Annotated in this window: 33 protein-coding genes; 21 read left to right on the forward strand and 12 right to left on the reverse strand. The window is 62.5% G+C overall.

Annotated elements, in window-relative coordinates:
* The 6 genes from HU729_RS17375 to HU729_RS17400 form a co-directional block, all read left to right on the forward strand.
* Positions 1-803: metallopeptidase TldD-related protein (locus HU729_RS17375; protein WP_238348395.1), on the forward strand; the 803-nt coding region annotated here is incomplete at its 5' end.
* A gap of 130 nt (positions 804-933) precedes the next feature.
* Positions 934-1,335, forward strand: coding sequence for a FagA protein (locus HU729_RS17380; RefSeq protein WP_186667831.1), 402 nt, complete (start codon positions 934-936; stop codon positions 1,333-1,335).
* Complete coding sequence (locus HU729_RS17385) at positions 1,328-2,704, forward strand: class II fumarate hydratase (RefSeq protein WP_186711066.1); 1,377 nt, start codon at positions 1,328-1,330, stop codon at positions 2,702-2,704. Before HU729_RS17380 ends, HU729_RS17385 begins: the two co-directional genes overlap by 8 nt.
* A gap of 28 nt (positions 2,705-2,732) precedes the next feature.
* The gene (locus tag HU729_RS17390) at positions 2,733-3,194 is read left to right on the forward strand and encodes a hypothetical protein (RefSeq protein WP_186667833.1); all 462 of its coding nucleotides are present in this window, start codon (positions 2,733-2,735) and stop codon (positions 3,192-3,194) included.
* A gap of 1 nt (position 3,195) precedes the next feature.
* Positions 3,196-3,807, forward strand: a complete 612-nt coding sequence (locus HU729_RS17395) for a superoxide dismutase (protein WP_186711067.1) — start codon at positions 3,196-3,198, stop codon at positions 3,805-3,807.
* Between the two features lie 11 nt (positions 3,808-3,818).
* Positions 3,819-4,712 carry a ZIP family metal transporter gene (locus HU729_RS17400; protein ID WP_186711074.1) on the forward strand — a complete coding sequence of 298 codons (894 nt, stop codon included), beginning with the start codon at positions 3,819-3,821 and terminating at the stop codon, positions 4,710-4,712.
* 29 nt (positions 4,713-4,741) lie between these two features.
* On the opposite strand, the gene HU729_RS17405 is transcribed toward HU729_RS17400, so the two are convergent.
* The 10 genes from HU729_RS17405 to HU729_RS17450 all read right to left on the reverse strand — a co-directional run bounded on the left by HU729_RS17405 (position 4,742) and on the right by HU729_RS17450 (position 11,740).
* Entirely contained in the window at positions 4,742-5,014 is a 273-nt protein-coding gene (locus tag HU729_RS17405; RefSeq protein WP_054894385.1) for an HPr family phosphocarrier protein, read from the reverse strand.
* A gap of 20 nt (positions 5,015-5,034) precedes the next feature.
* Complete coding sequence (gene rapZ / locus HU729_RS17410; protein WP_186667835.1) at positions 5,035-5,889, reverse strand: RNase adapter RapZ; 855 nt, start codon at positions 5,887-5,889, stop codon at positions 5,035-5,037.
* Between the two features lie 2 nt (positions 5,890-5,891).
* Positions 5,892-6,356, reverse strand: coding sequence for a PTS IIA-like nitrogen regulatory protein PtsN (ptsN, locus tag HU729_RS17415; RefSeq protein WP_186667836.1), 465 nt, complete (start codon positions 6,354-6,356; stop codon positions 5,892-5,894).
* A gap of 12 nt (positions 6,357-6,368) precedes the next feature.
* Complete coding sequence (gene raiA, locus HU729_RS17420; protein WP_054894382.1) at positions 6,369-6,677, reverse strand: ribosome-associated translation inhibitor RaiA; 309 nt, start codon at positions 6,675-6,677, stop codon at positions 6,369-6,371.
* Positions 6,678-6,755: 78 nt separating this feature from the next.
* A complete protein-coding gene (locus HU729_RS17425) occupies positions 6,756-8,249 on the reverse strand; it encodes an RNA polymerase factor sigma-54 (protein WP_186667837.1) in 1,494 nt (497 codons plus the stop codon).
* A 173-nt stretch (positions 8,250-8,422) separates the two neighbouring features.
* Positions 8,423-9,148, reverse strand: coding sequence for an LPS export ABC transporter ATP-binding protein (gene lptB, locus HU729_RS17430; protein ID WP_186667838.1), 726 nt, complete (start codon positions 9,146-9,148; stop codon positions 8,423-8,425).
* The gene (lptA, locus tag HU729_RS17435; protein ID WP_065863249.1) at positions 9,149-9,673 is read right to left on the reverse strand and encodes a lipopolysaccharide transport periplasmic protein LptA; all 525 of its coding nucleotides are present in this window, start codon (positions 9,671-9,673) and stop codon (positions 9,149-9,151) included.
* The gene (gene lptC / locus HU729_RS17440; protein ID WP_186667840.1) at positions 9,660-10,232 is read right to left on the reverse strand and encodes an LPS export ABC transporter periplasmic protein LptC; all 573 of its coding nucleotides are present in this window, start codon (positions 10,230-10,232) and stop codon (positions 9,660-9,662) included. Before lptC ends, lptA begins: the two co-directional genes overlap by 14 nt.
* An 8-nt stretch (positions 10,233-10,240) precedes the next feature.
* Positions 10,241-10,765, reverse strand: coding sequence for a 3-deoxy-manno-octulosonate-8-phosphatase KdsC (gene kdsC, locus HU729_RS17445; RefSeq protein ID WP_186711068.1), 525 nt, complete (start codon positions 10,763-10,765; stop codon positions 10,241-10,243).
* On the reverse strand, positions 10,766-11,740 hold the full coding sequence (locus HU729_RS17450; protein ID WP_186667844.1) for a KpsF/GutQ family sugar-phosphate isomerase: 975 nt from the start codon (positions 11,738-11,740) through the stop codon (positions 10,766-10,768).
* Between the two features lie 245 nt (positions 11,741-11,985).
* Between HU729_RS17450 and HU729_RS17455 the strand changes: the two genes are divergently transcribed.
* From HU729_RS17455 to HU729_RS17515, 13 genes are all read left to right on the forward strand, one after another.
* On the forward strand, positions 11,986-12,795 hold the full coding sequence (locus HU729_RS17455; protein WP_186667853.1) for an ATP-binding cassette domain-containing protein: 810 nt from the start codon (positions 11,986-11,988) through the stop codon (positions 12,793-12,795).
* Positions 12,795-13,592 carry a lipid asymmetry maintenance ABC transporter permease subunit MlaE gene (gene mlaE, locus HU729_RS17460; protein WP_186667856.1) on the forward strand — a complete coding sequence of 266 codons (798 nt, stop codon included), beginning with the start codon at positions 12,795-12,797 and terminating at the stop codon, positions 13,590-13,592. Before HU729_RS17455 ends, mlaE begins: the two co-directional genes overlap by 1 nt.
* Positions 13,592-14,077 (forward strand): outer membrane lipid asymmetry maintenance protein MlaD, encoded by a 486-nt coding sequence (mlaD, locus tag HU729_RS17465; protein ID WP_186667858.1) that lies wholly within the window; start codon positions 13,592-13,594, stop codon positions 14,075-14,077. The genes mlaE and mlaD overlap by 1 nt, the downstream gene beginning before the upstream one ends.
* A 9-nt stretch (positions 14,078-14,086) precedes the next feature.
* Positions 14,087-14,740 (forward strand): ABC transporter substrate-binding protein, encoded by a 654-nt coding sequence (locus tag HU729_RS17470; RefSeq protein ID WP_186711069.1) that lies wholly within the window; start codon positions 14,087-14,089, stop codon positions 14,738-14,740.
* Positions 14,737-15,039, forward strand: a complete 303-nt coding sequence (locus HU729_RS17475; protein WP_186711070.1) for an STAS domain-containing protein — start codon at positions 14,737-14,739, stop codon at positions 15,037-15,039. Before HU729_RS17470 ends, HU729_RS17475 begins: the two co-directional genes overlap by 4 nt.
* A gap of 118 nt (positions 15,040-15,157) precedes the next feature.
* Positions 15,158-15,397, forward strand: coding sequence for a BolA family protein (locus HU729_RS17480; protein ID WP_028689666.1), 240 nt, complete (start codon positions 15,158-15,160; stop codon positions 15,395-15,397).
* Between the two features lie 24 nt (positions 15,398-15,421).
* Positions 15,422-16,687, forward strand: a complete 1,266-nt coding sequence (gene murA / locus HU729_RS17485; protein ID WP_186667864.1) for a UDP-N-acetylglucosamine 1-carboxyvinyltransferase — start codon at positions 15,422-15,424, stop codon at positions 16,685-16,687.
* Positions 16,688-16,790: 103 nt separating this feature from the next.
* A complete protein-coding gene (hisG, locus tag HU729_RS17490; protein WP_186667866.1) occupies positions 16,791-17,426 on the forward strand; it encodes an ATP phosphoribosyltransferase in 636 nt (211 codons plus the stop codon).
* 127 nt (positions 17,427-17,553) lie between these two features.
* Positions 17,554-18,876 (forward strand): histidinol dehydrogenase, encoded by a 1,323-nt coding sequence (hisD, locus tag HU729_RS17495; RefSeq protein WP_186667868.1) that lies wholly within the window; start codon positions 17,554-17,556, stop codon positions 18,874-18,876.
* A gap of 2 nt (positions 18,877-18,878) precedes the next feature.
* On the forward strand, positions 18,879-19,928 hold the full coding sequence (gene hisC / locus HU729_RS17500; protein ID WP_186711071.1) for a histidinol-phosphate transaminase: 1,050 nt from the start codon (positions 18,879-18,881) through the stop codon (positions 19,926-19,928).
* A gap of 120 nt (positions 19,929-20,048) precedes the next feature.
* Positions 20,049-20,696 (forward strand): FadR/GntR family transcriptional regulator, encoded by a 648-nt coding sequence (locus HU729_RS17505; protein WP_186711072.1) that lies wholly within the window; start codon positions 20,049-20,051, stop codon positions 20,694-20,696.
* A gap of 13 nt (positions 20,697-20,709) precedes the next feature.
* The gene (locus tag HU729_RS17510) at positions 20,710-21,990 is read left to right on the forward strand and encodes an MFS transporter (protein ID WP_186667874.1); all 1,281 of its coding nucleotides are present in this window, start codon (positions 20,710-20,712) and stop codon (positions 21,988-21,990) included.
* Positions 21,991-22,092: 102 nt separating this feature from the next.
* A complete protein-coding gene (locus HU729_RS17515) occupies positions 22,093-22,560 on the forward strand; it encodes a nuclear transport factor 2 family protein (RefSeq protein ID WP_186711073.1) in 468 nt (155 codons plus the stop codon).
* A gap of 8 nt (positions 22,561-22,568) precedes the next feature.
* Here the strand turns inward: HU729_RS17515 and HU729_RS17520 are convergent, their stop codons facing one another.
* Positions 22,569-23,441, reverse strand: a complete 873-nt coding sequence (locus tag HU729_RS17520; RefSeq protein WP_186667879.1) for a hypothetical protein — start codon at positions 23,439-23,441, stop codon at positions 22,569-22,571.
* A gap of 57 nt (positions 23,442-23,498) precedes the next feature.
* Between HU729_RS17520 and HU729_RS17525 the strand changes: the two genes are divergently transcribed.
* Entirely contained in the window at positions 23,499-23,789 is a 291-nt protein-coding gene (locus tag HU729_RS17525) for a GIY-YIG nuclease family protein (protein WP_288374342.1), read from the forward strand.
* 11 nt (positions 23,790-23,800) lie between these two features.
* Here the strand turns inward: HU729_RS17525 and yejK are convergent, their stop codons facing one another.
* Positions 23,801-24,808 (reverse strand): nucleoid-associated protein YejK, encoded by a 1,008-nt coding sequence (gene yejK, locus HU729_RS17530; RefSeq protein WP_186667880.1) that lies wholly within the window; start codon positions 24,806-24,808, stop codon positions 23,801-23,803.
* Positions 24,809-25,197: 389 nt separating this feature from the next.
* Here yejK and HU729_RS17535 point away from each other — a divergent pair, with 389 nt between their 5' ends.
* Positions 25,198-25,479: an HU family DNA-binding protein gene (locus tag HU729_RS17535; protein ID WP_054894359.1), complete on the forward strand. Its 282-nt coding sequence runs from the start codon at positions 25,198-25,200 to the stop codon at positions 25,477-25,479.
* Positions 25,480-25,501: the final 22 nt, after the last annotated feature.

Here is a 25,501-nt window from a genome sequence, read left to right on the forward strand (position 1 = left end):
CGCCCCGCCACAGCCTGAGCTGTGTGATGATCGCCGAAGGCGAAGGGCAGATGCAGCGCGACTACTGGTATGACGTCAATCGCCAGGGCCAATTGTTGGCCGACCCGCGCAGTATCGGCCAGCGCGCTGCACAGCGTGCCGCCAGCCGTCTTGGCGCACGTCCAGTGCCGACCTGCGAGGTGCCGGTGCTGTTCGCTGCGGAGCTGGCCGGCGGCTTGTTCGGCAGCTTCCTGTCGGCAATCTCCGGCGGCAACCTGTACCGCAAGTCGTCGTTCCTCGAAGGCACCCTGGGCCAGCGTCTGTTCCCGACCTGGCTGACCCTCGACGAGCGTCCGCACATTCCGCGCGCGCTGGGCAGTGCCGCGTTCGACGGCGATGGCCTGGCCACCTATGCCAAGCCGTTCATCGACAAGGGCGAACTGGTGTCCTACATTCTCGGCACCTATGCCGGTCGCAAGCTCAAGCTGCCAAGCACCGCCAACGCTGGCGGCGTGCATAACCTGTTCGTCACCCATGGCGTCGAAGACCAGGCCGCACTGATCCGTCGCATGGGGCGCGGCCTGCTGGTGACCGAGCTGATGGGGCATGGCCTGAACATGGTCACGGGTGACTACTCCCGTGGCGCTGCGGGTTTCTGGGTGGAGAACGGTGAAATCCAGTTCCCTGTTCAGGAAGTGACCATCGCCGGCAATATGAAGGACATGTTCCAGCAGATTGTCGCGATTGGCAGCGATATTGAAACGCGCAGCAATATTCACAGCGGTTCGGTGCTGATCGAACGGATGACCGTCGCCGGTAGCTGACGGTGCACGTCTGACCTACGCGTTACGACAAACCCGGCCATCGCGCCGGGTTTTTTGTTTGTGGTCTCGCTCTTGAAGTGATTCTATTTATCAATTAATAATGAATATCATTATCCAGTAACCCCCGGCGATGATGTTCATGAAAACCGTCCTCCACGAATTGCCCTACCTGGAAAACTGGCGCTGGTTGAGTCGGCGCATCCGCTGCGCCCTCGAGCCGGACGAGCCACGGCTGATCGAACATTACCTGGCCGAGGGGCGCTATCTGGTCTGTTGCACCCAGACCTCGCCCTGGACCGTGGCGCTGACCTCCTTCCGCCTGCTGCTGGATACCGCCTGCGACCGCATGTTGCCTTGGCATTGGCGCTGCCAGTGCCTGGATCAGGCCTGGCGCCCGCTGCTTGACCTGCGCAACCTCGACCGTTGCGAGCAGAACGAGCGCTGGCAGCCCTATGCGATGCAACTGGCCAGTTGCGTGTTGCTGCCTTCGATTTCCCCCGATGAACTGATGCAAGGATCCGATGATGAGTAATACCCGTATCGAGCGTGACAGCATGGGCGAACTGCAGGTGCCGGCCCAGGCCCTGTATGGTGCCCAGACCCAGCGCGCGGTCGACAACTTCCCGGTCAGCGGCCAGCGCATGCCGCTGCAGTTCATCCGGGCACTGCTGTTGGCCAAGGCCGCAGCAGCCAAGGCCAACATCGCGCTGGGGCAACTGAGCGCGGAGCAGGGCGGTGCCATCGTCAAGGCGGTCGAGCAACTGCTGGCCGAGGACTTCATCCAGCATTTCCCGGTGGACGTGTTCCAGACCGGTTCCGGCACCAGTTCCAACATGAACGCCAACGAGGTGATCGCCACCTTGGCCAGCCGGGTGCTGGGTGACAAGGTCAACGCCAACGACCATGTCAATTGCGGTCAGAGCAGCAACGACATCATTCCGACCACCATTCACGTCAGCGCAGCGCTGGCCTTGCACGAGCAACTGCTGCCGGCGCTGGGGCATCTGGTCCAGGTGATCGAGGCCAAGGCTGTCGAGGTTCACCGTTACGTCAAGACCGGCCGCACCCACCTGATGGATGCCATGCCAGTGCGCATGAGCCAGGTGCTGGGGGGCTGGGCGGCACAGATCAAGGGCGCCCAAGCGCATCTGGAAGCCACCTTGCCCGCCCTGCAGGCGCTGGCCCAGGGCGGTACAGCGGTCGGCACTGGCATCAATGCCCACCCGCAGTTCGCCGTGGGCTTTGCCCGTGAACTGAGCGACTTGACCCGCATTCCGTTCACACCTGGCGAAAACCTGTTCGCCTTGATCGGCTCCCAGGACACGGCCGTGGCGTTGTCCGGCCAGCTCAAGACCACCGCTGTCGCGCTGATGAAGATCGCCAACGACCTGCGCTGGATGAACTCCGGCCCCCTGGCCGGGCTTGGCGAAATCGAGCTCGAGGGGCTGCAGCCGGGCTCTTCGATCATGCCGGGCAAGGTCAACCCGGTGATCCCCGAAGCCACCGCGATGGTTGCCGCGCAGGTCATCGGCAACGACGCGACCATCGCCGTTGCCGGCCAGTCGGGCAACTTCGAACTCAATGTCATGCTGCCGGTGATCGCTCGCAACCTGCTGGAGAGCATCGAGCTGATGGCCAACGCCAGCCGCCTGCTGGCAGACAAGGCTATTGCCAGCTTCAAGGTCAATGAGCCGAAGCTCAAGGAGGCGCTGTCGCGCAATCCGATCCTGGTCACGGCACTGAACCCGATCATCGGCTACCTCAAGGCCGCCGAGATTGCCAAGACCGCCTACAAGCAAGGTCGCCCGATCGTGGAAGTGGCGCTGGAGCATACCGACCTGTCGCGTGAGCAGCTCGAGGCCCTGCTGGACCCGGAAAAACTCACCGCTGGCGGTATCTGATCCACGGTCCTCACCCAGGAGACACGTCATGCAGCATTGGAAACGCACCACGGAAACCGCCAATCGCCTGTTCGAACAAGGTGAGCTGGTAGACGCCCGGGAACACTACCTGCAAGCCCTGGCCCTGGCCCAGGTGCTGTTCGAGCGCTGGCATGACGTCGACGAGGCGGTGGCGGCCTTCGTCATTGCCCATCACAACCTGGCTGACCTGCACCTGCGCCTGAACCAGCCCCACGAGAGCGCCGATTACCTGTGTGCGGCCCACCAGCGGCTGCTCCAGGCCAGTCAGGAGCCGCGCCTGCCCCAGGCGCTGCGTGATGCCGCGTTGCGCCACAGCGGGCGCACCTACACCGAGCTGTTGAGCTTTATCGCCGAATACGGCCAGTACCCACGCACCGAGCGCCTGCTCAATCGCCATGTGCCTGAAGCGAGCGAACTGGCTGCCCGGCCGGATGCCACTCACCGTTCACCTGCATACGGAATTCACTGACATGCCCCACACCTTGCCTGCTCTGCCTTACGCCTACGATGCGCTGGAGCCGCACATCGATACCCAGACCATGGAGATTCACCACAGCAAGCACCACCAGACCTATGTGAACAACCTCAACGCCGCCATCGAAGGGACCGAGTGGGCCGAATGGCCGGTCGAAAAATTGGTCGGCGCGGTCAAGCAGCTGCCCGAAAAGCTGCAGGGAGCGGTGATCAACCAGGGCGGCGGCCATGCCAACCATGCGTTGTTCTGGACCGTGATGTCGCCCAAGGGCGGTGGCCACCCCCAGGGTCAGGTGGCCCAGGCCATCGATACGCAGCTCGGTGGCTTCGAGGCGTTCAAGGACGCATTCACCAAGGCTGCGCTGACCCGTTTCGGCAGCGGTTGGGCCTGGCTCAGCGTCACCCCGGCCAAGACGCTGGTGGTGGAGAGCAGCGGCAACCAGGACAGTCCGCTGATGCACGGCAACACACCGATCCTGGGGTTGGACGTGTGGGAGCACGCCTACTACCTGAAGTACCAGAACCGTCGTCCCGAATATATCGGTGCCTTCTACAACGTCGTCGACTGGACGGAAGTGGAACGTCGCTACCTTGAAGCCCTGAAGTGAGTCGATCTGCCATGCGCTCCGAGGTGATGTCTGTCAGCAGTGTGCGCCTGTTCCGACTGGCGCTTGGGACTTTGCTGTTGCTGGTCGGCACGGCGCTGTTGGTGGCGCGGGGCATCGCCTGGCTGGACCTGGAACCGCGCATGTTACGTGCGCTCGAAGGCGGCGCACTGTGCGCGCTGGGCACGGCGTTGGGCGCGGTACCGGTGCTGGTGATCCGCAACATGCCGGTAGCGGTGGCTGACACCTTGCTTGGCTTCGGCGCCGGAGTGATGCTGGCGGCCACCGCGTTCTCCCTGATCATCCCGGGTCTTGATGCGGCGCAGTCCATCGGCTTCAGCCCTTGGGGCGCCGGTGGTCTGGTCAGTGCCGGGTTGTTGCTCGGGGCGCTGTGCCTGTTCCTGGTCGACTTGCGAATCTCCGGGGTTTCGCCGGAATCCATGGTCGGGCAGGGCAATCAGCCGGTGATCGCTGCGCGTATCTGGCTGTTCGTGGCCGCGATCATTGCGCACAACATCCCGGAAGGTATGGCCATTGGTGTTTCAGCGGGGGGCGGCATGCCGGACGCTGACAGCCTGGCCATGGGCATTGCCCTGCAGGATGTGCCTGAAGGGCTGGTGATTGCGTTGGTGTTGGCGGGGGCAGGGATGTCGCGGTTCAAGGCCTTCCTGATCGGTGCAGCATCCGGGCTGGTGGAGCCGGTGGCGGCGGTGATCTGTGCCTGGCTGGTGAATGTCGCCGAACTGCTGCTACCGCTGGGGCTTGCGTGTGCGGCGGGAGCGATGTTGCTGGTGGTGACCCAGGAAATCATTCCCGAGTCGCGCAGCAATGGCAATCACCGCCTGGCAAGCCTGGGGCTATGCATCGGATTCTGCCTGATGATGGTGATGGACACCGCGATGTCCTGAGGCTGCCGGGCGAGAGGCGGGGCGAGGGCTTACTCGCCTTCGTCGAAATAATTGTTGATCAACGCCACCAGTGCATCCAGTGCGTCGTTGTCCTGCTCACCCTCGGTATGCAGGTGCACCTGGGTGCCTTTACCTGCGGCCAGCATCATCACTGCCATGATGCTCTTGCCGTCCACCAGCTTGTCGGGGGCGCGCCCGACTCGAACCTGGCAGGGAAACTTCCCGGCCACGCCGACGAACTTGGCTGCCGCCCGGGCGTGCAGGCCCAGCTTGTTGATGATGGTGATTTCGCGGGCGGGCATCGTGGGGTGGATCCTGTGGGTTAGAGGTCGCGGTGACGGACCTGGACGTTTTTCAGGGTTTGCTGCAGCAGTTGTCCGAGGCGCTCGGTGATATAGACAGAGCGGTGGTGTCCGCCGGTGCAGCCGATGGCGATGGTGACATAGGCGCGGTTGCTGGCGGCAAAGCGCGGTAGCCATTTAAGCAGATAGCTGGAGATGTCCTGGAACATTTCCTCGACGTCCGGTTGTGCTGCCAGGTACTCGATCACCGGAGCTTCAAGGCCCGAGTGCTCGCGCAGCTCGGGTTTCCAGTAAGGGTTTGGCAGGCAGCGCACGTCGAACACCAAGTCGGCGTCCACCGGCATGCCGCGCTTGAAACCGAAGGATTCGACGAGAAAAGCGGTGCCGGGCTCAGGCTGGTTAAGCAGACGCAGCTTGATCGAGTCACGCAGTTGGTAAAGATTGAGGCTGGTGGTATCGATCTTGAGGTCGGCAAGGTCGGCGATGGGGCCGAGCAGCTCACTTTCGACGCGGATGGCTTCGGCGAGCGAACGGTCCGCGTTGGTCAGGGGGTGGCGACGGCGGGTTTCGGAGAACCGCTTGAGCAGCGTGTCTTCGTCGGCGTCCAGGTACAGCACGTCACACTGGATGTGACGGGCGCGCGCTTCCTCGAGCAATTCGGGGAAGCGCGACAGATGGCTGGGTAGATTGCGCGCATCGATGGACACGGCGACCTTGGGTTGCATCAGTTCGGTGTTGATCAGCGCGTTTTCCGCCAGCTGCGGCAGCAACCCGGCGGGCAGGTTGTCGATGCAGTAGTAGCCGTTGTCTTCCAGCACATCGAGCGCGGTGCTCTTGCCGGAGCCGGACCGGCCGCTGACGATGATCAGGCGCATGTTCAGTGCTCGTTCTGTGCGTCCAGGACTACCTGGTAGAGGGCTTCGCTGCTGTCGGCGGCACGCAGGCGATCACGGACTTCCTTGCGATCGAGCATGCTGGCGATCTGGCGCAGCAGTTCGAGGTGGGCATCGGTGGCCGCTTCCGGGACCAGCAGCACGAACAGCAGGTCCACGGGGGCGCCGTCGATGGCGTCGTAGTCGATGGGTGCGTCCAGGTGCAGCAGGGCGCTGACGGGGGCGGTACAACCTTCCAGACGGCAGTGGGGAATGGCGATGCCATTACCGAAGCCGGTGGAGCCCAGTTTTTCGCGAGCGATGAGCTTTTCGAAGACGTCTTGCATCGCAAGCTCAGGTACTTGCTCGGCAATCAGGGTGGCGACCTTTTCCAGGGCGCGCTTCTTGCTGCCGCCCGGCACGTTCACGAGGGAACGGCCGGGGGTCAGGATGGTTTCAAGTCGGATCATGGATGAGGGGGATCAGCGGGCAGCTGCACCTTGCAGCAGGCTTTGCTGTTTTTCCTTGTGTTTTTTCAGTTGGCGGTCGAGCTTGTCAGCCAATGCGTCGATCGCGGCATACATGTCTTGGTGTTCAGCGTTGGCGACCACTTCGCCGCCGGGAATCTGGAGTGTTGCTTCAACCTTCTGCTGCAGCTTCTCGACCTTCATGATCACCGTTGCATTGGTGATCTTGTCGAAATGCCCTTCCACGCGGGCGAGCTTCTCGAGCACGTATTCGCGCAGTGGTTGGGTGACTTCTACATGCTGGCCACTGATGTTGACTTGCATACAGCTTCTCCTTTGTTGCCCGTGCATAAAGAGGCAGGTATTGCACCTGCCACTGAAACGCTGTGGCACATCCCGGGGCTACATCAATCGCTTGCGCTCGCTCGATGGGGCAATCCCCAGCGATTCGCGGTACTTGGCGACGGTGCGGCGGGCTACCTGGATGCCTTGTGCCTCCAGTAAACCAGCGATCTTGCTGTCACTCAATGGCTTTTTCTGATTTTCCGCGGCCACCAGTTTCTTGATGATCGCGCGGATCGCCGTAGACGAGCATTCGCCGCCTTCGGCGGTGCTCACATGGCTCGAGAAAAAGTATTTCAATTCGTAGATGCCACGGGGAGTGTGCATGTACTTCTGCGTGGTGACCCGCGAAATGGTCGACTCGTGCATGCCCACCGCCTCGGCGATGTCATGCAGCACCAGGGGCTTCATGGCTTCATCGCCGTGGTCGAGGAAACCACGCTGGTGTTCGACGATCTGGGTCGCCACTTTCATCAGTGTCTCGTTGCGGCTTTGCAGGCTCTTGATGAACCAGCGCGCTTCCTGCAACTGGTTGCGCATGAAGGTGTTGTCCGCGCTGGTGTCGGCACGGCGGACGAAGCCTGCATACTGCGGATTGACCCGCAGGCGCGGCACCGCTTCCTGGTTCAGTTCGACCAGCCAGCGGTCGCTGTCCTTGCGCACGATGACGTCTGGAATCACGTACTCCGGCTCGCTCGATTCGATCTGCGAGCCCGGGCGCGGATTGAGGCTTTGCACCAGCTCGATGACCTGGCGCAGCTCGTCTTCCTTGAGCTTCATGCGACGCATGAGCTGGCTGTAGTCGCGGCTGCCGAGCAGGTCGATGTAGTCGGTGACCAGGCGCTGGGCCTCGGCCATCCACGGCACGCTCGCCGGCAGTTGGCGCAGTTGCAGCAGCAGGCATTCGCCCAGGTTGCGGGCGCCGACGCCGGCCGGCTCGAACTGCTGGATGCGGTGCAGCACGGCTTCGACTTCATCCAGCTCGATGTCCAGCTCCGGATCGAATCCGGCGCAGATTTCCTCGAGGCTGTCTTCCAGATAGCCCTGATCGTTGATGCTGTCGATGAGAGTGACAGCGATCAGGCGGTCGGTGTCGGACATCGGTGCCAGGTTGAGCTGCCACAGCAGATGGCTCTGCAAGCTTTCGCCGGCCGAGGTGCGCGTGGTGAAGTCCCACTCGTCGTCATCGTTGCTGGGCAGGCTGCTGGCGCTGGTCTGGTAGATGTCTTCCCAGGCCGTGTCGACCGGCAATTCGTTGGGGATGCGCTCGTTCCACTCGCCCTCTTCGAGGTTTTCCGTGCTGACGGTGGTTTCCTGGAAGCTGTTGTCCTGGGCTTCGGTGGCAGGTTTGCTTTCGCCGTTTTCCGCCATCGGATCGCTGTTGTCGAAGTCGTCGCCGTCTTCCTGACGTTCGAGCATCGGATTGGACTCCAGCGCTTCCTGGATTTCCTGTTGGAGGTCCAGGGTGGAGAGCTGGAGCAGACGGATGGCCTGTTGCAACTGCGGGGTCATCGTCAGTTGCTGGCCCATTTTTAGGACGAGCGATGGTTTCATGGCTGGGGCTTAATACCTTGTTCGCCGGCGCGCATGCGCCATCCACTACAGGGCGCCGGAGCGCCAAATCTTAAGCAAGTTATATGCCTGAAATTGTAGCGTTTGCCTAGAGCACTGTAACACTTAAGCCCGTTTCACCAGGCTTTTCCAATGCTCCAGGCAGGTCCCGGGGATCAGAGTCGGAACTCGTGGCCCAGGTAGACTTCCTTGACCAGCTGGTTGGCCAGGATGGTCTCGGCGTCGCCTTCGGCGATCAGTTGACCATCGTTGACGATGTAGGCGGTCTCGCAGATGTCGAGTGTTTCGCGCACGTTGTGGTCGGTGATCAGCACGCCGATGCCCTTGGCCTTCAGATGGTGGATGATCTGTTTGATATCACCCACGGAAATCGGGTCGACGCCAGCGAAGGGTTCGTCCAGCAGGATGAACTTCGGTGCAGTCGCCAGGGCGCGGGCAATTTCGACGCGGCGGCGTTCGCCACCGGACAGGCTCATGCCGAGGTTGTCACGGATGTGGCTGATGTGGAACTCCTGCAGCAGGCTTTCCAGCTCCTTGCGCCGTCCATCGCGGTCCAGGTCCTTCCGCGTCTCGAGGATGGCCATGATGTTGTCGGCGACCGACAGCTTGCGGAAGATCGACGCTTCCTGCGGCAGATAGCCGATGCCTGCCTGGGCCCGGCCATGCATGGGCTGGTGGCTGACATCGTGGCTGTCGATGAGCACGCGCCCTTGGTCGGCCTGGACCAGCCCCACGATCATGTAGAAGCAGGTGGTCTTGCCGGCGCCGTTGGGGCCGAGCAGGCCGACGATCTGGCCGCTGTCGATCGACAGGCTGACGTCGCGGACGACCTGGCGGCCCTTGTAGCTCTTGGCCAGGTGCTGGGCTTTGAGGGTTGCCATTTACTCGGCCTTTTTCTTCGGTTGGATCACCATGTCGATACGCTGACGAGGTGCGGTCACGTTGCCACCACGACCGGCGGTCGCCACCTGGGTCTTGGTGTTGTAGACGATTTTCTCGCCTTCGGTGGTGTTGCCTTCGTTCTCGACCTTGGCGCGGTCAGTGAGGATGACGATATCCTTTTGCGCCTGGTACTGGATGGTGACGGCCCAGCCCTTCATCTTGTCGGGCTTGGCGGCGCTCTGCTGCTGCTCGAAGTAGGCCAGGTTGCCCACCGAGGTCACGACGTCGATGTCACCCGAGGCGGCGCGAGTCATGGTGACGGTATTGCCTTTGATCATCATCGAGCCCTGAGTGATGATCACATCGCCCGTGTAGGTGGCAACGCCCTGTTTGTCGTCCAGGTGCGCGTTGTCCGCCTGGATGCGGATCGGCTGGTCACGGTCGTTCGGCAGGGCGAAGGCGCTCGCGCTTCCCAGTGCTGCGCTCAGGCTGAGCAAAAGGGGGAGGGTTTTAACGAGCCTCATACTGTCCTCTTACGTTGGACAGCAGGTCCATCCTGCCGTCTTCCAAATATGCTTTCATTCCTACGCCCGTAGTCGTGCCACCGGCGCCGTCGATTCTAACGGCTTGATCGGTCTGCGCATATTGCTTCTGCGGGAACACGGTCATCCGGCTACTGGTGATCAGGGTGTCGCGTTGTTTTTCGTCGGTGCGGGCGATCCGCACGTTGTCGATCAGTTCGACCTCGGTGCCGTCCGGATTGACCTCGGCGCGCACGCTCTGCACGTGCCATGGGAATGCTGTCCCACGGTAGATGTGCATGTCTGGCGTGGTCACCAGGGTGACTTCGCTGGCTTTCAAGTGTTCGACCTTGTCCGCGGTCATTTCGTATTGCAGCCTGCCGTCGGGCAGGAACTGTACGCTGTGGGCGTTGATCGCATAGTAGTCGATGGCGCTTTCGTCGACCTGTGCCGTGGGCTTGTCGAGGAAGCTCTCAGGGCTGATGTTCCAGTAGCCGATCGCAACCAGCAGCGCAGCGATGGCTGCCAGCAGCACGGCGTTTCGAAGTTTCTTGCTGAGCATGGCGTGGCCTACAGGTAATGGGCGTTGGCAGCGTCCAGGGTGCCCTGGGCCTGCATGATCAGTTCACAGAACTCGCGGGCTGCGCCTTCGCCGCCGCGTGCCTGGGTGACGCTGTGGGCGTGCTCGCGGACGAAGGGCGCCGCGTTGGCCACGGCCATCCCCAGGCCCACCCGGCGGATTACCGGGAGATCGGGGAGGTCGTCGCCCAGGTAGGCGACCTGCTCGTAGCTCAGGCCCAGTTCGGCGAGCAGGCCGTCGAGCACCACCAGCTTGTCCTCGCGCCCCTGGAACAGGTGTGGAATGCCCAGGTTCTTTGCCCGACGCTCGACCACGGGGGTCTTGCGCCCACTGATGATCGCGGTGGTCACGCCCGAGGCCATCAGCATCTTGATGCCGTGGCCATCGAGGGTGTTGAAGGTCTTGAATTCGCTGCCGTCCTCGAGGAAGTACAGGCGGCCGTCGGTCAGCACGCCGTCCACGTCGAAGACGGCCAGCTTGATGGCCTTGGCGCGTTGCATCAGGTCCTGGGTCATTTACATCACTCCGGCGCGCAGCAGGTCGTGCATGTTCAGGGCGCCGGTCGGGCGATCCTGGTTATCGACCACCACCAGTGCGCTGATCTTGTGGTCTTCCATGATCTTCAGGGCTTCGGCCGCGAGCATTTCGGCGCGGGCGGTCTTGCCGTGAACAGTCATGACTTCGTCGATGAGCGTCCTGTGCACGTCGATGTTGCGATCCAGGCTGCGGCGCAGGTCGCCGTCGGTGAAGACGCCGGCCAGGCGGCCGTCGTGCTCCATGACCACGGTCATGCCCAGGCCCTTGCGCGACATCTCCAGCAAGGCGTCCTTGAGCAGCGTGCCGCGCTGTACCTGGGGCAGTTCGTCACCCGCGTGCATGACGTTCTCGACTTTCAACAGCAGGCGACGGCCCAGGGCGCCACCCGGATGGGAGAACGCGAAATCCTCGGCGGTGAAGCCGCGTGCCTCGAGCAGGGCGATGGCCAGGGCATCACCCAGGACCAATGCAGCGGTGGTGGACGAGGTGGGCGCCAGGTTCAGCGGGCAGGCTTCCTGGGCGACGCTGGCGTCGAGGTTGACTTCGGCGGCCTGTGCCAGCGGTGAGTCCGGCTTGCCGGTCAGGCTGATCATCTGGATGCCCAGGCGCTTGATCAGCGGCAGCAGCGTGACGATCTCGGCGGTGCTGCCGGAGTTGGACAGGGCGAGGATGACGTCGTCGCGGGTGATCATGCCCATGTCGCCGTGGCTGGCCTCTGCCGGGTGCACGAAGAACGACGGGGTGCCGGTACTGGCGAGGGTGGCGGCGATCTTGTTGCCGATATGGCCGGACTTGCCCATGCCCACCACGACGACCCGACCCTTGCTGGCCAGGATCAGCTCGCAGGCCTTGACGAAATTGTCGTCGATACGGGCCCGCAGGCCTTCTACGGCCTCGAGTTCCAGGCGCAGGGTGCGCTGGGCGGATTGGATCAGCTCGCTGGATTGGCTCATGTCGAAAAAGCAATGCCTGATGAAAAGGCGCCGATTATAGCGGCAATGTGTGAAACGCTCACCTTCGAGTTGTCGTAGGAAGTTGCAAAATAGCTGTACGGTGCCTGAACGACTCGGGGAAATGGCCTTGGGGACAACTTTGCGCGGTGCTATAGTTCGCCGCTATTCGGCCCGCCAGGGATGCGTGTGCCTTCACGATGAAGGCAGGCGTCCATGTAGACGAGGCTGCATTGCAAGGAGTCTAGATGAGTTCGGATAGCGCCTACGCGGTCGAGTTGAAGGGGGTCACCTTCAAACGCGGTTCGCGTAGCATTTTCAGCAATGTCGACATCCGTATCCCCCGCGGCAAGGTCACCGGCATCATGGGACCTTCCGGGTGCGGCAAGACAACCCTGCTGCGCCTGATGGGCGCGCAGCTGCGTCCCTCCAGCGGCGAAGTCTGGGTAGGCGGGCAGAACCTGCCGGCCCTGTCGCGCAGCGACCTGTTCGATGCGCGCAAGCAGATGGGGGTGCTGTTCCAGAGCGGTGCGCTGTTCACCGACCTGGATGTCTTCGAGAACGTGGCCTTCCCGCTGCGGGTGCACACCCAGTTGTCCGACGAGATGATTCGCGACATCGTCCTGATGAAGCTGCAGGCCGTGGGCCTGCGCGGTGCCATCGACCTGATGCCGGACGAGCTGTCAGGCGGCATGAAGCGCCGTGTGGCGCTGGCCCGGGCGATCGCGCTGGATCCGCAGATCCTCATGTACGACGAGCCTTTCGTCGGCCAGGACCCGATCGCGATGGGCGTTCTGGTGCGCCTGATCCGTCTGCTCAACGATGCCCTGGGCATCACCAGCATCGTTGTCTCCCACGACCTCGCCGAAACCGCGAGTATCGCCGACTACCTCTATGTGGTGGGTGATGGGCAGGTATTGGGGCAGGGCACGCCTGACGAACTGATGGGGTCGGACAATCCGCGCATCCGCCAGTTCATGAAGGGCGACCCGGATGGTCCGGTGCCATTTCATTTTCCTGCGCCAGACTACCGCGCCGATCTGCTGGGAGCGCGTTGATGCGCAGAAAATCCTTACTCGAACGCATTCGCCTGTTCGGGCGTGCCGCCATCGACGTGCTGGCCGTGCTCGGGCGCTCGTGCCTGTTCCTTTTTCATGCCCTGGCCGGGCGTGGCGGCATCGGTGGCGGCTTCCAGCTGCTGACCAAGCAGCTCTATTCGGTGGGCGTGCTGTCGCTGGCGATCATCGTGGTGTCCGGCGTGTTCATCGGCATGGTGCTGGCCCTGCAAGGCTATAGCATCCTCACCAAGTACGGTTCCGAGCAGGCTGTCGGGCAGATGGTCGCGCTGACGCTGCTTCGCGAGCTGGGCCCTGTCGTCACGGCGCTGCTGTTCGCCGGGCGTGCGGGTTCGGCACTGACCGCCGAGATCGGCAACATGAAGTCCACCGAGCAGCTCTCCAGCCTGGAGATGATCGGTGTCGACCCGCTCAAGTACATCGTTGCCCCACGCCTGTGGGCCGGCTTCATCTCGCTGCCGCTGCTGGCGCTGATCTTCAGCGTGGTCGGCATCTGGGGTGGATCGTGGGTGGCCGTGGACTGGCTGGGGGTCTACGAAGGCTCTTTCTGGGCCAACATGCAGAACAGCGTTTCTTTCAGCGATGACGTGATCAACGGGCTGATCAAGAGCCTGGTGTTTGCCTTCGTCGTCACCTGGATCGCCGTATTCCAGGGGTATGACTGCGAACCCACTTCAGAGGGGATCAGCCGTGCCACCACCAAGACCGTGGTCTATGCCTCGTTGGCAGTCCTGGGTCTGGACTTTATTCTGACCGCCTTGATGTTTGGAGATTTCTGATGCAAAACCGCACCCTGGAAATCGGTGTCGGCCTGTTCCTCCTGGCCGGGATCCTGGCGCTGCTGCTGCTGGCCCTGCGTGTCAGTGGATTGTCGGCCAGCCCGAGCAGCGATACCTATAAAGTTTATGCGTACTTCGACAATATCGCCGGTTTGACTGTCAGAGCTAAAGTGACCATGGCCGGTGTGACCATCGGCAAGGTCACGGCCATCGATCTGGATCGCGACTCCTACACCGGTCGGGTCACCTTGCAGTTGGACAAGTCGGTCGACAACCTGCCGACCGATTCCACTGCCTCGATCCTGACCGCCGGGTTGCTCGGCGAGAAGTACATCGGCATCAGCGTGGGCGGTGAAGAGCAGGTGCTCAAGGATGGCAGCACCATCCACGACACCCAGTCGGCGCTGGTGCTGGAAGATCTGATTGGCAAGTTCCTGCTCAACTCCGTTGGCAAGGAACCGAAAGAAGCCCAACCAGCTAATTGAGGAGTTTCCATGATTTCGATCCTGCGACGTGGCCTGCTGGTCCTGCTGGCGGCCTTCCCCCTGATGGCCCTGGCGGCGCCGGGCCAGTCCCCGCGCGACGTGGTTCAGGGCACCACCACTGAGCTGCTGTCCGACCTCAAGGCGAACAAGGAACAGTACAAGGCCAACCCCGCAGCCTTCTATGATGCGCTCAACCGCATCCTTGGCCCGGTAGTAGACGCTGACGGCATTTCCAGAAGCATCATGACCGTCAAGTACTCGCGCAAGGCCACGCCCGAGCAGATGCAGCGCTTCCAGGAGAATTTCCGCCGCAGTCTGTTCCAGTTCTACGGCAATGCATTGCTGGAATACGACAACCAGGGCATTACCGTCGATCCAGCCAAGCCGGATGATGGCCAGCGTGCCTCGGTGGGCATGAAGGTGTCCGGCAATAATGGTGCCGTGTATCCGGTCCAGTACACCCTGGAAAACATCGGGGGCGAATGGAAGGTGCGCAATGTCATCGTCAACGGCATCAACATCGGCAAGCTGTTCCGCGATCAGTTCGCCGACGCGATGAACCGTAACGGCAACAACCTCGACAAGACCATCGACGGCTGGGCTGGCGAAGTGGCAAAGGCCAAGGAAGCTGCCGACAGCTCTCCCGAGAAGACTGTCAAATGAGTGAAGCCGACATGACTATGGCCGAGCCGGGTGTCCTGCGCCTGGCCGGTGTGCTGGACTACCGCAGCGGGCCGGCACTGCGCAAGCAGGGCAAGGCGCTGATCGCCGCCAGCTGCGAGCAGCGGCTGGTGCTCGACTGCTCGGCCGTGAGCAAGTCCAGCAGCGTGGGGCTGTCGTTGCTGCTGGCGTTCATGCGTGATGCCCAGGCCGCTGGCAAGGCCTGGGAAGTGCGCGGCATGCCTGCAGACATGCGTGAAATCGCCGAGGTCTACGACCTCGATGAAGTACTGGCGGGCTGATGACCCGTCAACAAGGGAAGGCCCCTCGGTCAGCGCGTCCTCGTATGGGCTTCGCAGGCGAGGGGCTTTTTTGTATCATGGCCGACCCGCGCGCACTGGGCGCCGATTGAGGTTGAGCATGCAGGCCGTAGAAGTTAAGAGCTTCCTTGAAGAAAAACTGCCGGGAACCCGGGTCGAAGTTGAAGGCGAAGGCTGCAACTTCCAGTTGAACGTGATCAGCGACGAGCTGGCTGGCCAGAGCCCGGTCAAGCGTCAGCAGGCGATCTATGCTCACCTGAATCCGTGGATCGCCAACGGCAGCATCCATGCGGTAACCATGAAATTTTTCAGCAGCGCAGCCTGGGCTGAGCGCACCTGAGCCAACGTTGGCGGCGAGATTGAAATGGACAAACTGATTATTACTGGCGGCGCGCGCCTCGACGGCGAGATCCGCATTTCCGGCGCGAAGAACGCTGCCCTGCCGATTCTGTCGGCTACGCTTCTGGCCGATGGCCCGGTCTCCGTCGGCAACCTGCCGCACCTGCACGATATCACCACCATGATCGAGCTGTTCGGGCGCATGGGCATCGAGCCTGTGATCGACGAGAAGCTGGCGGTGGAGATCGACCCGCGCACCATCAAGACGCTGGTCGCGCCCTACGAGCTGGTCAAGACCATGCGCGCCTCGATCCTGGTGCTCGGCCCGATGGTCGCCCGCTTCGGTGAGGCCGAAGTCGCCCTGCCAGGTGGCTGCGCCATCGGTTCGCGCCCTGTTGACCTGCACATCCGTGGCCTTGAAGCCATGGGCGCGAAGATCGAAGTCGAAGGCGGCTACATCAAGGCCAAGGCCCCTGAAGGTGGCCTGCGTGGCGCGCACTTCTTCTTCGATACGGTCAGCGTGACCGGTACCGAGAACATCATGATGGCCGCTGCGCTCGCCAAGGGCCGCAGCGTGCTGCAGAACGCCGCGCGCGAACCTGAAGTGGTCGACCTGGCCAACTTCCTGATCGCCATGGGTGCGAAGATCCAGGGCGCCGGCACCGACACCATCACCATCGATGGCGTCGAGCGCCTGCACTCGGCCAGCTACCGTGTGATGCCCGACCGTATCGAGACCGGTACCTACCTCGTGGCTGCTGCTGTCACCGGCGGCCGTGTCAAGGTCAAGGACACCGATCCGACCATCCTCGAAGCCGTCCTCGAGAAACTCAAGGAAGCGGGTGCCGACATCACCACCGGTGAAGACTGGATCGAGCTGGACATGCACGGCAAGCGGCCCAAAGCCGTGAACCTGCGTACCGCGCCGTATCCGGCATTCCCGACCGACATGCAGGCACAGTTCATCTCCCTCAATGCCATTGCCGAAGGCACTGGCGCTGTGATCGAGACCATCTTCGAAAACCGCTTCATGCACGTGTACGAGATGCACCGCATGGGCGCGCAGATCCAGGTCGAGGGCAACACCGCCATCGTCACTGGGGTCAACATGCTCAAGGGCGCGCCCGTGATGGCGACTGACCTGCGCGCTTCGGCGAGCCTGGTGCTGTCTGCGCTGGTGGCCGAAGGCGATACCCTGATCGATCGCATCTACCACATCGACCGTGGTTACGAGTGCATCGAGGAAAAACTGCAGATGCTGGGCGCGAAGATCCGTCGCGTACCGGGCTAGTCGCGCTATCTGCCTGTGATCGGCACACGGACGTGCCAGCCGAATCGAACACGGCCAGGTCGATGACCTGGTCGGCTGTAGCCGCTTAAGGACCGACGTTGCAATGTTGACCATCGCGCTTTCAAAAGGCCGTATTCTCGACGATACCCTGCCGCTGCTGGCCGAGGCCGGTATCGTGCCGACCGAGAATCCGGACAAGAGCCGCAAGCTGATCATCCCCACCACGCAGGACGATGTGCGCCTGCTCATCGTGCGTGCCACCGACGTGCCGACCTATGTCGAGCATGGTGCCGCCGACCTGGGTGTGGCCGGCAAGGACGTGTTGATGGAATACGGCGGCCAGGGCCTGTACGAGCCGCTCGACCTGCAGATCGCCAAGTGCAAGTTGATGACCGCTGGTGTCGTCGGCGCACCCGAGCCCAAGGGGCGTCTGCGTGTGGCCACCAAGTTCGTCAACGTAGCCAAGCGCTATTACGCTGAACAAGGCCGCCAGGTCGACATCATCAAGCTCTATGGCTCAATGGAACTGGCCCCGCTGATCAACCTCGCCGACAAGATCATCGACGTGGTGGATACCGGCAACACCCTGCGCGCCAATGGCCTGGAGCCACAGGAGCTGATCGCCACGATCAGTTCGCGCCTGGTGGTGAACAAGGCCTCCATGAAGATGCAGCACGCCCGTATCCAGAGTCTCATCGACACCCTGCGCAAGGCTGTCGAATCGCGACACCGCGGCTGACTTCTGCGCGCGACCTTCGCTGTCGCGCCCGTCTATCCGCGTCATAGCCACTTTTCTCGGGTGCCCGCGCGGATGGACTGGTAGCCTAGGGCGCCTGAGCATTCGCCAATAAAACGAGGCCCTCGTCATGACCGTGTCCACTGCAATTGCCCGTCTCAACGCCGCTGATCCGGATTTCGCGCGACATCTGGATCATCTGCTGAGCTGGGAAAGCGTGTCCGATGACGCGGTCAACCAGCGGGTTCTCGACATCATCAAGGCCGTTCGCGAGCGTGGCGATGCGGCGCTGGTGGAGTTCACCCAGCGTTTCGATGGCGTTGATGCCAAGTCCATCGATGACCTGATCCTTGGTCGCGAGCGCCTGGAACTGGCCCTGACCCGCATTTCCGCAGCCCAGCGCGAGGCGCTGGAAACCGCCGCCAACCGCGTGCGCAGCTACCACGAGCGGCAGAAACAGGACTCCTGGCAGTACACCGAAGCCGATGGCACCGTGCTCGGCCAGAAAGTCACCCCGCTCGATCGCGCAGGGCTGTATGTGCCTGGCGGCAAGGCGTCGTACCCGTCGTCGGTACTGATGAATGCCATCCCCGCCAAGGTCGCCGGTGTCGGCGAGGTGGTCATGGTGGTGCCGACCCCGCGTGGAGAAATCAACGAACTGGTGCTGGCTGCAGCCTGCATCGCCGGTGTCGACCGCGTGTTCACCGTCGGTGGCGCCCAGGCAGTCGCGGCGTTGGCCTATGGCACCGAGAGCGTGCCGCAGGTCGACAAGATCGTCGGTCCCGGCAATATCTACGTAGCCACCGCCAAGCGTCACGTGTTCGGCCAGGTTGGCATCGACATGATCGCCGGACCGTCGGAAATTCTCGTGGTATGTGATGGCCAGACCGACCCGGACTGGATCGCCATGGACCTGTTCTCCCAGGCTGAGCACGATGAAGACGCCCAGGCAATCCTGGTCAGCCCCGATGCGGCTTTCCTCGACCGCGTGGCGGCCAGCATCGGCAAGCTGCTGCCAACCATGGAGCGCGCCGAGATCATCGAGAAGTCGATCAACGGCCGAGGCGCCCTGATCCAGGTGCGTGACATGCAGCAGGCCATCGAGGTCGCCAACCGCATCGCCCCCGAGCACCTCGAACTGTCGGTCGCCGACCCGCAGGCCTGGTTGCCGCAGATCCGTCATGCCGGCGCGATCTTCATGGGCCGCCACACCAGCGAGGCCCTGGGTGACTACTGCGCAGGTCCCAACCACGTGTTGCCGACCTCCGGCACCGCGCGGTTCTCCTCGCCTCTGGGGGTGTATGACTTCCAGAAGCGTTCGTCGATCATCTTCTGCTCCGAGCAGGGCGCGTCCGAGCTCGGTCACACTGCATCCGTACTGGCCCGCGGCGAGTCGCTGACCGCCCACGCCCGTAGCGCCGAATACCGCATCCTCAACGAGAAGGGGAACTGAACATGAGTCGATTCTGGAGCCCCTTCGTCAAGGACCTGGTGCCTTACGTGCCGGGCGAGCAACCCAAGCTGGCACGCCTGGTCAAGCTCAATACCAACGAAAACCCCTATGGGCCTTCGCCCAAGGCGCTGGAGGCCATGCGTGGCGAGTTGAACGACAACTTGCGCCTGTATCCGGACCCGAACAGCGACCGGCTCAAGCAGGCGGTGGCTGACTACTACAAGGTCACCCCGCAGCAGGTCTTCGTCGGCAACGGTTCGGACGAGGTGCTGGCGCACATCTTCCACGGCTTGTTCCAGCACGGCGCGCCGCTGCTGTTCCCGGATATCAGCTACAGCTTCTATCCGGTGTATTGCGGCTTGTATGGTATCGACTTCGAGCAGGTAGCGCTGGACGAGCAGTTCCAGATCCGCATCGAGGACTATGAAAAACCAAACGCCGGGATCATCTTCCCCAACCCCAACGCACCGACCGGCTGCCTGTTGCCGCTCGAGGCGATCGAGCAGTTGCTAAAGGCCAATCGCGACTCGGTGGTGGTAGTGGACGAAGCCTACATCGACTTTGGCGGCGAAACCGCCATCGCCCTGGTGGACCGCTACGACAACCTGCTGGTGACCCAGACCCTGTCCAAGTCGCGCTCGCTGGCTGGCCTGCGGGTGGGGCTGGCAGTGGGGCACCCGGACCTGATCGAGGCGCTGGAGCGGATCAAGAACAGCTTCAACTCCTATCCGCTGGATCGCATGGCGATCGTCGGCGCGGCGGTGGCGTTCGAAGATCGCGCTTATTTCGACGAGACCTGCCGCAAGGTCATCGACAGCCGCGAGGCACTGGTCGAGCAGTTGACGGCGCGGGGCTTCGAGGTGTTGCCATCGGCGGCCAACTTCATCTTCGCCCGTCACCCGCAACAGGACGCGGCTGAACTGGCGGCGCGTCTGCGTGAGCAGGGTGTGATCGTGCGGCACTTCAAGCAGGCGCGGATTGCGCAGTTCCTGCGGATCACCGTAGGGACGCCGGAGATGAACCTGGCGTTGATCGATGCGTTGAACGGATAGTTCGCGGCGTCTCTATCGCGGGGCAGGTCGGATCGCTGCATTGCCACTCCGACTTGCCCCGCGATCCTTTTCAGCGCTACTGTCACAAGTTGTAAATTCATCCGATGAATGGACGTTAATATGTCCCTGTTGATCAAGCGCTCCCTGGTGGAGCAAGCCGTGGACCAATTGCGCGAGCGCATCGCCCAGGGCGCATGGGCTGTGGGGCAGCGTCTGCCTACCGAGCCGGAGCTGGCCCTGGAGCTGGGCATCAGCCGCAATACCGTGCGTGAGGCCATGCGCGTGCTGGCCTTCAGTGGTCTGGTCGAAGTGCGCCAGGGCGATGGCAGTTACCTGCGCGCCGCCCAAGACCCCTTGCAGGCGGTGCAGGCCATCTCGCGCTGCACGGTCGAGCAGGCTCGCGAGACCCGCTGCATCCTCGAAGCCGAGGCTATCGGCCTCGCCGCCTTGCGGCGTACCGACGATGATCTGCGCGGCTTGCGCGAGGCCCTGGAGCACAGTTGCGGGCACTTCCACGGCGACCTGGACACCTATGTGGCCTGTGACCTGGTGTTCCACCAGCGCCTGGTGGACGCTGCGCACAACCCCGCACTGAGCGAGTTGTACCGCTACTTTTCCAGCGTCGTCGCTGCAGCGGTCCAGCGCAACATGAGTGCGCTTCCCCGCAGTCAACGGGTGTTCGATCTGCACGTGCAGATCCTCGACGCCATCGAACAACGCGACCCGGACACGGCCAAGCGCCTGAGCCGGGCCCTCATCGAATCCTGAGCCCGAGTGCCCCATGCCTGAACAACTGACGCCCAACCGTTCCAAGCACGACCCCGAACTCGATGAACTGCTGATCGATGCCGAGGCCGACGACGAACAGGTCCAGCAGCAACCGGTGGTGCTGCGTCGACCTTGGTTGCTGCTGCTGGGGCTGGTGCTGGTCGCGCTGAACCTGCGCCCGGCGCTGTCGAGCATGGCGCCAGTGCTGGGCCAGGTGTCCGAGGGCCTGGGCCTCAATGCGTCCGCTGCAGGTCTGCTGACGACCTTGCCGGTCCTGTGCCTGGGCCTGTTCGCACCGCTGGCGCCGATCCTGGCGCGTCGTTTCGGCAGCGAGCGGGTGATTCTGGGCATCCTCCTGACCCTGGCGCTGGGGATCCTGCTGCGCAGTGCGCTCGGTGCGACCGGTGTGTTCGTCGGCAGCCTGATCGCCGGTGCCAGCATCGGCATCATCGGCGTGCTGCTGCCGGGTATCGTCAAGCGTGACTTCCCGGCTCACGCCGGCACCCTGACGGGCGTCTACACCATGGCCCTGTGCTTCGGTGCAGCGATGGCCGCAGGCAGCACCGTGCCCTTGAGCCGGTACTTCGGCGACAGTTGGGCCATGGGGCTGGGCTTCTGGCTGCTACCGGCGCTGCTGGCGATGCTGGTGTGGTCGCCCCAGGCGCGCCATGGACATGGTGCGCACCAGGTGGCCTATCGGGTACGCGGGCTGTGGCGTGATCGGCTAGCCTGGCAGGTGACCCTGTACATGGGGTTGCAGTCCTCGCTGGCCTACATCGTGTTCGGCTGGCTGCCGTCGATTCTCATCGGTCGTGGGCTGAGCCCCACGGAAGCTGGGCTGGTGCTCTCGGGGTCGGTGCTGGTGCAGTTGATCAGTTCGCTCAGTGCGCCTTGGCTGGCGACCCGCGGCAAGGACCAGCGCCTGGCGATCGTGGTGGTGATGCTGGTCACCCTCGGTGGTCTGTTCGGATGCCTGTATGCGCCGATCTCGGGGCTGTGGGGTTGGGCGATACTGCTGGGGCTGGGGCAAGGCGGTACCTTCGCTCTGGCCCTGACCCTGATCGTGTTGCGCTCGAAGGATTCGCACGTGGCGGCGAACCTTTCGAGCATGGCCCAGGGGGTCGGCTACACGCTGGCTTCGATGGGCCCGTTCGCTGTCGGCCTGGTACATGACCTCACCGGCGGCTGGGCAGCGGTCGGCTGGATTTTCGCGGTACTGGGGTTGGGGGCGATCGTCTTTGGCCTGGGCGCTGGGCGGGCACTGCATGTGCAGGTCGTTAGCGAACGGGTGTGAAGCCGGTACGACGCTGGATGCATTCATGGCGCAAATGACCATGGCGCGAAGGCGTGGCGCGGATTATCGTGCAGCTCTCGATTCCCAGGACGGACCTGCCCCATGAGCGACGCCAAAAGCGCCCTGATCACCCGTTTCTACCAGGCGTTCCAGCGCCTGGACGCCGAGGCCATGGTGGCCTGCTACAGCGATGACATCGTCTTCAGCGATCCGGCCTTCGGTACTTTGCGCGGCCAGGATGTGGGCGATATGTGGCGGATGCTGACCACTCGCGCCAAAGACTTCTCCCTGACCTTCGACAGCGTGCACGCGGACGCACGGGGTGGCAGTGCCCATTGGGTCGCCACTTACCTGTTCAGCCAGACCGGACGCACCGTAGTCAATGATATCCAGGCTCGTTTCGTGTTTCGCGACGGCTTGATCTGCCAGCATGACGACAGCTTCGACCTGTGGCGTTGGTCGCGCCAAGCCCTTGGTACGCCCGGCCTGTTGCTGGGATGGAGTCCCCTGGTCAGAAACAAGGTCCGCCAGCAGGCCAACAAGGGCCTGCGGGCATTTCAGGCGCGCTGAGCGTCTTTTCAGGACGTGGGAACCGCCTGCTCTTTGCTGTGATAGCTGAATGTGGCCTTGTCGTGGGCCTGCAGGGGCATGCGGATGCGAATGATCGGGATGTAGGTGCCGTAGGTCCTGTGCCAGTCCTTCTGGTCGGCCTGTGCCTGCTCGAGCGCCCCCCACATGCCTTCGATATGGAAGAACGACTGGATCGGCAGTCTGTGGGACTGGTCTTCCTCCCAAGCCTGAACGATGACTTCGTTCCAAGGGAATGGCAGTTCGGAGGCGAACATTCGCTGTGCCATCAGACTCTGGTAAAAGGCTTCGGCGCGCTCGCTCTTGCGGGTGTCACGGACATCGAATGCGCATTGGCGTCTGTAGTCCCCGGTGCGGCGGAACTGGTCGATCCAGGCCTGCGCGGTCATGATGCCTTGCTCGTGGCACAGGCGTTCGTTGAAGGTAGTTTCGCTGTTGTTGCCACACCCTTGTTGTTCACGGGTCCAGGTATCGCCATCGGTTGGCCAGGCGCACAGCACTTGATAGCTGATCGACCCTGCCGGGCGCTGCATGCGCGGGTACAGGGTAAAGCCGCTGCGGGCGTCGGCAGCCAGACGCGTGATTGGCAGATCGGCGCGCAGATAGGAGAACGAGACGCCGCCTTTTTCCTTGTTGTTCGGGCTATGATGCCAGGTGTGGTATTTGGGGGAGGGTTTGGTCGCGCGAATCAGTACGCCCGAACAGCCGTGGGCCGGAATGGCCGAGCCCCCGCAGTCAATCAGTGCGGCATCATAGTTTTCCTGCATCTGTGCAGCGGTTCGCTGCCCCAGGGACGCCTGGGCCAAGTGTGAGGTCAGCAGCGCAGCTGCGGCCAGGAGCAGCCGGGAAGATTCTTTCAACATGGTAGAGCCCTCGAGATGGATGGGCTCTCCAAACTAATGACACTCAGGATCCCTGTGGTGAGTGAAGAGATTCCCGAACGGGAGGCCAAACCCTGGTACGTCTACCTCGTGCGGGCGGCCAATGGCTCGTTGTATTGCGGCATCAGTGACGATCCGCAGCGACGCTTCCAGAAGCATCGGAAAGGGCAGGGCGCACGTTATTTCAAGACCAGTCCGGCGCAGGCGCTGGTCTATGTCGAGCAGTGGCCGGACAAGGGCGAGGCCTTGCGCCAGGAACGGCTGGTGAAAAAACTGCGCAAGTCGGCAAAGGAGGCGCTGGTCGCCTCCTTTACTGTTGGCGAGGTGTAGCGGGGGCGTGATCAGTCCTTGCGGCGTTTGAGCTGGTCGACCAGTTGGGTCGGCAAGCCTTTGATCACCAGGGTTCCGGCTTCTTCGTCATATTCGATCTTCGAGCCCAGCAGGTGGGCCTCGAAGCTTATCGACAGGCCCTCGGCGCGGCCGGTGAAACGGCGGAACTGGTTGAGGGTGCGTTTGTCCGCGGGGATTTCCGGCGACAGGCCGTAGTCCTTGTTGCGAATATGGTCGAAGAACGCTTTGGGGCGGTCCTCGTCGATCAGGCTCGACAGTTCCTCCAGGGTGATCGGCTCGCCCTGCTTGGTCTGGCTGGTGGCGTAGTCCACCAGGGTCTGGGTCTTCTCGCGCGCAGCCTCTTCGGGGAGGTCTTCGCTTTCGACGAAGTCGCTGAAGGCCTTGAGTAACGTGCGGGTTTCGCCCGGGCCGTCGACACCCTCCTGGCAGCCGATGAAGTCGCGGAAGTAATCCGACACCTTCTTGCCATTCTTGCCCTTGATAAAGGAAATGTACTGCTTCGAGTGCTGATTGTTCTTCCACTCGGACAGGTTGATTCGCGCGGCCAGATGCAGTTGGCCCAGGTCCAGGTGCCGCGACGGGGTGACGTCCAGTTCGGCGTTCACTGCCACGCCTTCGCTGTGGTGCAGCAGGGCGATGACCAGGTATTCGGTCATGCCTTGCTGGTAATGGGCGAACAGCACGTGACCGCCGGTGGACAGGTTCGACTCTTCCATCAGCTTCTGCAGGTGCTCGACCGCGATGCGGCTGAAAGTGGTGAAGTCCTTTTCCTCTTCCTGATACTGCTTGAGCCAGCCGCTGAGCGGATAGGCGCCGGACTCTCCGTGGAAGAAGCCCCAGGCTTTGCCTTGTTTGGCGTTATAGCTGTCGTTGAGGTCGGCCAGGAGGTTCTCGATGGCGTCCGACGCCGCCAGCTCGGTGTCTCGCGCATGGAGCACGGCGGGGCTGCCATCGGGCTTCTTGTCGATCAGGTGAACGATGCAATGACGGATTGGCATGGAATTCTCTGAAAGGGTGGGCGGAGCGAAACCGCGCTGCAAAGTGGCTCAGTTTACCGCAGGGCAGGGGTGATGCAGTGGCCATATGTTGGCGGAAATGTCAGTTGTTCGTTTTTTGTTCAAAAATCTGCGTTTTTCGGGCAACCCCCCGAAAAACCTGAATAAAATCACGGTCGACAGCGGATATTTCCTGATTCCTGTGTTAGCTTTGCGCCGTCTTGCGCCCCTTGGGGTGGCGCATTGCTGGCAGCTCGCTTGCGTCGTGTCGAACCAAACGCTGATTTTCGTATCTACATACGCGATTGGCGAGGCTCGCCGGACCTTCCGCGCAGCCCGATAACGATGAAGCACGCTGCATACCTCTGATTTGATAGGGAAGGAACACCACCATGGCATTGACCAAAGACCAACTGATTGCCGACATCGCCGAAGCCATCGACGCGCCGAAAACCACCGCGCGCAACGCTCTGGAGCAACTGGGCCAGATCGTCGCCGACCAACTGGAAAACGGCGCTGAAATCACCCTGCCAGGCATCGGCAAGCTGAAAGTCTCCGAGCGTCCTGCCCGTACTGGCCGCAACCCTTCGACTGGCGCTGCCATCGAAATCGCTGCCAAGAAAGTCGTCAAGTTCGTACCGGCCAAGGTCCTGAACGACGCCATCAACAAGTAATTGTCGATGCTTCATTGAAACC

This window comes from Pseudomonas sp. RW10S2, assembly GCF_014268985.1.
GTDB classification, from domain to species: Bacteria; Pseudomonadota; Gammaproteobacteria; order Pseudomonadales; family Pseudomonadaceae; genus Aquipseudomonas; species Aquipseudomonas wayambapalatensis.

Excerpts from the sequence above, each read along its gene's own strand:
- HU729_RS17380 (WP_186667831.1), top strand. The coding sequence starts at position 934 with ATGATGTTCATGAAAACCGTCCTCCACGAATTGCCCTACCTGGAAAAC.
- HU729_RS17385 (WP_186711066.1), top strand. The coding sequence starts at position 1,328 with ATGAGTAATACCCGTATCGAGCGTGACAGCATGGGCGAACTGCAGGTG.
- HU729_RS17390 (WP_186667833.1), top strand. The coding sequence starts at position 2,733 with ATGCAGCATTGGAAACGCACCACGGAAACCGCCAATCGCCTGTTCGAA.
- HU729_RS17395 (WP_186711067.1), top strand. The coding sequence starts at position 3,196 with ATGCCCCACACCTTGCCTGCTCTGCCTTACGCCTACGATGCGCTGGAG.
- HU729_RS17400 (WP_186711074.1), top strand. The coding sequence starts at position 3,819 with ATGCGCTCCGAGGTGATGTCTGTCAGCAGTGTGCGCCTGTTCCGACTG.
- HU729_RS17405 (WP_054894385.1), bottom strand. The coding sequence starts at position 5,014 with ATGCCCGCCCGCGAAATCACCATCATCAACAAGCTGGGCCTGCACGCC.
- rapZ (WP_186667835.1), bottom strand. The coding sequence starts at position 5,889 with ATGCGCCTGATCATCGTCAGCGGCCGGTCCGGCTCCGGCAAGAGCACC.
- ptsN (WP_186667836.1), bottom strand. The coding sequence starts at position 6,356 with ATGATCCGACTTGAAACCATCCTGACCCCCGGCCGTTCCCTCGTGAAC.
- raiA (WP_054894382.1), bottom strand. The coding sequence starts at position 6,677 with ATGCAAGTCAACATCAGTGGCCAGCATGTAGAAGTCACCCAACCACTG.
- HU729_RS17425 (WP_186667837.1), bottom strand. The coding sequence starts at position 8,249 with ATGAAACCATCGCTCGTCCTAAAAATGGGCCAGCAACTGACGATGACC.
- lptB (WP_186667838.1), bottom strand. The coding sequence starts at position 9,148 with ATGGCAACCCTCAAAGCCCAGCACCTGGCCAAGAGCTACAAGGGCCGC.
- lptA (WP_065863249.1), bottom strand. The coding sequence starts at position 9,673 with ATGAGGCTCGTTAAAACCCTCCCCCTTTTGCTCAGCCTGAGCGCAGCA.
- lptC (WP_186667840.1), bottom strand. The coding sequence starts at position 10,232 with ATGCTCAGCAAGAAACTTCGAAACGCCGTGCTGCTGGCAGCCATCGCT.
- kdsC (WP_186711068.1), bottom strand. The coding sequence starts at position 10,765 with ATGACCCAGGACCTGATGCAACGCGCCAAGGCCATCAAGCTGGCCGTC.
- HU729_RS17450 (WP_186667844.1), bottom strand. The coding sequence starts at position 11,740 with ATGAGCCAATCCAGCGAGCTGATCCAATCCGCCCAGCGCACCCTGCGC.
- HU729_RS17455 (WP_186667853.1), top strand. The coding sequence starts at position 11,986 with ATGAGTTCGGATAGCGCCTACGCGGTCGAGTTGAAGGGGGTCACCTTC.
- mlaE (WP_186667856.1), top strand. The coding sequence starts at position 12,795 with ATGCGCAGAAAATCCTTACTCGAACGCATTCGCCTGTTCGGGCGTGCC.
- mlaD (WP_186667858.1), top strand. The coding sequence starts at position 13,592 with ATGCAAAACCGCACCCTGGAAATCGGTGTCGGCCTGTTCCTCCTGGCC.
- HU729_RS17470 (WP_186711069.1), top strand. The coding sequence starts at position 14,087 with ATGATTTCGATCCTGCGACGTGGCCTGCTGGTCCTGCTGGCGGCCTTC.
- HU729_RS17475 (WP_186711070.1), top strand. The coding sequence starts at position 14,737 with ATGAGTGAAGCCGACATGACTATGGCCGAGCCGGGTGTCCTGCGCCTG.
- HU729_RS17480 (WP_028689666.1), top strand. The coding sequence starts at position 15,158 with ATGCAGGCCGTAGAAGTTAAGAGCTTCCTTGAAGAAAAACTGCCGGGA.
- murA (WP_186667864.1), top strand. The coding sequence starts at position 15,422 with ATGGACAAACTGATTATTACTGGCGGCGCGCGCCTCGACGGCGAGATC.
- hisG (WP_186667866.1), top strand. The coding sequence starts at position 16,791 with ATGTTGACCATCGCGCTTTCAAAAGGCCGTATTCTCGACGATACCCTG.
- hisD (WP_186667868.1), top strand. The coding sequence starts at position 17,554 with ATGACCGTGTCCACTGCAATTGCCCGTCTCAACGCCGCTGATCCGGAT.
- hisC (WP_186711071.1), top strand. The coding sequence starts at position 18,879 with ATGAGTCGATTCTGGAGCCCCTTCGTCAAGGACCTGGTGCCTTACGTG.
- HU729_RS17505 (WP_186711072.1), top strand. The coding sequence starts at position 20,049 with ATGTCCCTGTTGATCAAGCGCTCCCTGGTGGAGCAAGCCGTGGACCAA.
- HU729_RS17510 (WP_186667874.1), top strand. The coding sequence starts at position 20,710 with ATGCCTGAACAACTGACGCCCAACCGTTCCAAGCACGACCCCGAACTC.
- HU729_RS17515 (WP_186711073.1), top strand. The coding sequence starts at position 22,093 with ATGAGCGACGCCAAAAGCGCCCTGATCACCCGTTTCTACCAGGCGTTC.
- HU729_RS17520 (WP_186667879.1), bottom strand. The coding sequence starts at position 23,441 with ATGTTGAAAGAATCTTCCCGGCTGCTCCTGGCCGCAGCTGCGCTGCTG.
- yejK (WP_186667880.1), bottom strand. The coding sequence starts at position 24,808 with ATGCCAATCCGTCATTGCATCGTTCACCTGATCGACAAGAAGCCCGAT.
- HU729_RS17535 (WP_054894359.1), top strand. The coding sequence starts at position 25,198 with ATGGCATTGACCAAAGACCAACTGATTGCCGACATCGCCGAAGCCATC.